Raw genomic sequence first — 4,200 nt, forward strand, 5'->3', positions numbered from 1 at the left:
GTCGGGCACCTGCCGGTCCCGCATCCGCACCACCCGGCCGAGCACCAGTGCGACGACGACCGCCAGGACCAGCCATGCCCCGATCCCGACGAGGATCCACAGGGCGGTCGACATGTGCCCTCCCCGGGCGTCGCGGACCGCACCAGTGTGCCCGTGATCGGCGCCGTACGGAGGCCCCCGATCCGGGGGGGGGCGGGCTCAGCCGGCGTCGGGCAGGGCGGGGCCGAGGAGGTCGTCGGCGTCGACGATCCGGTAGGCGTAGCCCTGTTCGGCGAGGAAACGCTGCCGGTGCGCGGCGTAGTCGGTGTCCACGGTGTCGCGGGACACCACCGAGTAGAAGTGCGCCTGGCGGCCGTCGTTCTTCGGGCGCAGCAGGCGTCCGAGCCGCTGGGCCTCCTCCTGCCGGGACCCGAACGTGCCGCTGACCTGCACCGCGATCGTCGCCTCGGGCAGGTCGATGGAGAAGTTCGCGACCTTCGAGACGACCAGCGTCGCGATCTCGCCGCGGCGGAACGCGTCGAACAGCTTCTCCCGCTCCTTGTTGCGGGTGGAGCCCTGGATGACCGGGGCACCGAGCTTCTCCCCCAGCGCGTCGAGCTGCTCCAGGTAGGCCCCGATGACGAGCGTCTGCTCCCCGGAGTGCCGGTCGAGGATCGCCTGCACGACGTTGAGCTTGGTGTTCGCCGTCGACGCCGTCCGGTAGCGCTCCTCGGAGTCCGCCGTCGCGTAGGACATGCGCTCGGCGTCGGTCAGCGTGACCCGCACCTCGATGCACTCGGCGGGCGCGATCCAGCCCTGCGCCTCGATGTCGCGCCACGGGGCGTCGTAGCGCTTCGGGCCGATCAGGGAGAACACGTCGCCCTCGCGGCCGTCCTCACGGACCAGGGTCGCGGTGAGGCCGAGCCTGCGGCGGGACTGCAGGTCCGCCGTCATCCGGAAGACCGGCGCCGGGAGGAGGTGCACCTCGTCGTAGACGACCAGGCCCCAGTCCCGGGAGTCGAACAGCTCCAGGTGCTTGTACTCGCCCTTGGTCTTGCGGGTGACGACCTGGTACGTGGCGATGGTGACCGGGCGGATCTCCTTCTTCTCGCCCGAGTACTCGCCGATCTCCTCCTCGGTCAGCGACGTCCGCGCGATCAGCTCGCGCTTCCACTGCCGCCCGGAGACGGTGTTGGTCACCAGGATCAGGGTCGTCGCGCCCGCCTTGGCCATCGCGGCCGCACCGACGAGGGTCTTGCCCGCGCCGCAGGGCAGCACGACCACCCCGGAGCCGCCCTCCCAGAACCCCTCGACCGCGTGGCGCTGGTAGTCCCGCAGCGTCCAGCCGTCCTGCTCCAGCTCGATGGGGTGGGCCTCGCCGTCGACGTACCCGGCGAGGTCCTCGGCGGGCCAGCCGACCTTGAGCAGTGCCTGCTTGAGGTGCCCGCGCTCGGACGGGTGCACGACGACGGTGTCGTCGTCGAGCCGCGCGCCCAGCATCGGGCTGATCTTCTTCTGCCGGAGGATCTCCTCCAGCACGGCGCGGTCCAGCGCGGTGAGGACGAGGCCGTGCGCGGGGTGGTTGGACAGCTGCAGCCGCCCGTAGCGCCCCATCGTGTCGACGACGTCGACCAGGAGCGGCTGCGGGACCGGGTAGCGGGCCCAGCGGACCAGCGCGTCGACGACCTGCTCGGCGTCGTGCCCGGCGGCGCGCGCGTTCCAGAGGGCCAGCGGGGTGACCCGGTAGGTGTGGACGTGTTCGGGTGCCCGCTCCAGCTCGGCGAAGGGCGCGATGGCGGCACGGGCCGCCGCGGAGTCGGGGTGGTCGACCTCGAGCAGCAGTGTCTTGTCGGACTGGACGATCAGGGGGCCGTCGGTCACGGAACGAATCCTCTCGAGGCCGGGGGACGGAGCTGTACGGGTCCGCCGGACGCCGAGCGGAGACGAGCGGTCGGCGTGTGTCACGTCACGTGACCATGAGGCAACCGGCCCTACGCCACTCGGGAGACGAGGGTTCCGGGGGCTAGACTCGGCAGCCGTCCGTCACGCACAGACGGGACCCGGCACGATCATATCCGTCCGACTCCCCCGGGACGCGGCAACCGCCGCCCCGTGTCGGTCGTGGTGTGGTCGAGCGGTTCCCGTCGTGACCCCGAAAGGCGCACCGGACCAGCTGATGCTCCCCGACCTCGTGCCCGCCGCGCCGCCCGTCCCCGGACCGGAGACCGACAGGGAGATCTCGCCGTGACCACCGTGACCAGCACGGAACGCCCGAGCACGTGGTCGGAGCGACTCGACCCGCGGAACTGGAGCCTGGTCGCCAAGCTGGCGGTCGTCGGTCTGGTGCCCACGGTCCTCGCCCTGTCCATCGGCGCCGTCCGCGTCGTCGACCAGGCCAACGTGGCCGAGGAGCTCGGCCGCGGCAGCGGCCTGGTCGACGTGCACCGCCAGATCGAGACGCTGACCGGCGCACTGCAGACCGAGCGCGACGCCGCGGTCCGCTTCGTGGCGGGGAACCGGCTCGGTGACCGGGCCGCCGTCGACCGGGCGCAGGCCACGACCGACCAGGCGCTGCAGGCCTCCACGGCGGGGCTCGACGCCGCCGAGCAGCAGGCCCCCGACCTGGCCACGGCCCGCCGGCAGGCGGACACCACGCTGGGTCAGCTGCCGGTCATCCGGTCGCAGGTCGCCGAGGGGCCGACCGCGGCCGCCGACCTCACCGGCCGCTACACCGCGGTCGTCCAGCGCACGCTGGGGCTGGACCGGGCGCTGGTGGGGCGGCTGCAGACCGCCGACACGGCCGGTCTGACCACGGCGATCGCCGCCGGGTCGAGCGCCCGCGAGGCCCTGCAGCTCGAGCGCACCGTGATCGGTGGCGCGCTCGCCGCGGGGACGCTGGAGGAGCAGCAGCGCGCGCAGGTCACCGGGGCCGAGGCCTCGTTCCAGGCCGCGGCCGGTGACTTCCAGTCGTCGCTGACCCCGGAGCAGGCCGAGTCCTTCGGGAACTTCGGCGCGGGCCAGGCGAACGGCGAGCGCAACGCGCTGCGCGACCAGGCACTCTCGGTCCCGCCGGGGGTCGCGCCGCCGGTCGACCCGAACGCGTGGGACGCCGCCGTCGACCGGTCCGTCACCGCGGTGGACCAGTCCACCGCCGCCGCCGAGCAGGCGTTCGTCGACGGCCGGGCCGCGGCCGCCGAGCAGGCGGGCAACACCGCGGGCCTCAACTCCGTGCTGCTGATGCTCACGATCCTGCTGACCGCGGGCATCATCCTGCTGCTGGGCCGTCAGATGGTCCGTTCGCTGCGTCTGCTGCGCAGCTCGGCGCTCGAGGTCGCGGAGCAGAAGCTGCCCGCGGCGGTGCAGAGCATGCGCTCCGGGCAGGCACCGAACGCGCTCGTCGAGCCGGTCCCGCTGGACAGCCGCGACGAGATCGGCCAGGTGGCGCGGGCGTTCGACGCCGTGCACGGCCAGGCGATCCGCCTCGCCGCCGACCAGGCCGCGCTGCAGCAGAACGTCAACTCGATGTTCGTCAACCTCTCCCGCCGTTCGCAGGCGCTCGTCGAGCGCCAGCTGCAGCTGATCGAACAGCTGGAGAGCAACGAGCAGGACCCGGACCAGCTGTCGAACCTGTTCCAGCTGGACCACCTCGCGACACGTATGCGCCGCAACAGCGAGAACCTGCTGGTCCTCGCGGGCACCGACCTGGCGAAGCGGAACGTTGCGCCGGTGCAGGTCGTCGACGTCCTGCGGGCCGCGGTGTCGGAGGTCGAGCAGTACCAGCGGGTCGTCGTGCAGACCCCGCCGAACGCGACGATCGCCGGTCGCGCCGCGAACGACCTCGTCCACCTGCTCGCCGAGCTGCTGGACAACGCGACGAACTTCTCGCCGCCGGACTCGCAGGTCGTCATGTCGACGACCCGCACAGCCGACGAGTCGCTGCTGGTCGAGATCTCCGACCGCGGTGTCGGCATGACCGACTCCGAGCTGGTCGACGCCAACCAGCGTCTGTCCGGCCCGGCCGAGGTCGACGTGTCGGCCTCCCGGCGGATGGGCCTGTTCGTGGTCGGCCGGCTGGCCGCACGGCACCGCGTCGGCGTCCGGCTCGCCTCGGCGGCCGTCGGCGGCGGCTCGGGTGGGCTGAGCGCCTCGGTGACCGTCCCGCCGCAGCTGGTGCCCTCCGCGCAGCTGCCCGAACAGCGCAGCGACGGCGACCCGGGCAGC

2 protein-coding genes are annotated in these 4,200 nt (G+C 73.0%); one reads left to right on the forward strand and one right to left on the reverse strand.

What is annotated here, in order from left to right:
• Positions 1-198: 198 nt before the first annotated feature.
• Positions 199-1,860, reverse strand: a complete 1,662-nt coding sequence (locus GTW08_RS27295) for a DNA repair helicase XPB (RefSeq protein ID WP_073576665.1) — start codon at positions 1,858-1,860, stop codon at positions 199-201.
• Positions 1,861-2,223: 363 nt separating this feature from the next.
• On the opposite strand from GTW08_RS27295, the gene GTW08_RS31245 reads away from it, so the two are divergent.
• A partial coding sequence (locus GTW08_RS31245) for a nitrate- and nitrite sensing domain-containing protein (protein ID WP_202417766.1) occupies positions 2,224-4,200 on the forward strand: 1,977 nt, incomplete at its 3' end.

It is taken from the genome of Pseudonocardia sp. SID8383 (assembly GCF_009864975.1).
Lineage (GTDB): Bacteria > Actinomycetota > Actinomycetes > Mycobacteriales > Pseudonocardiaceae > Pseudonocardia > Pseudonocardia alni.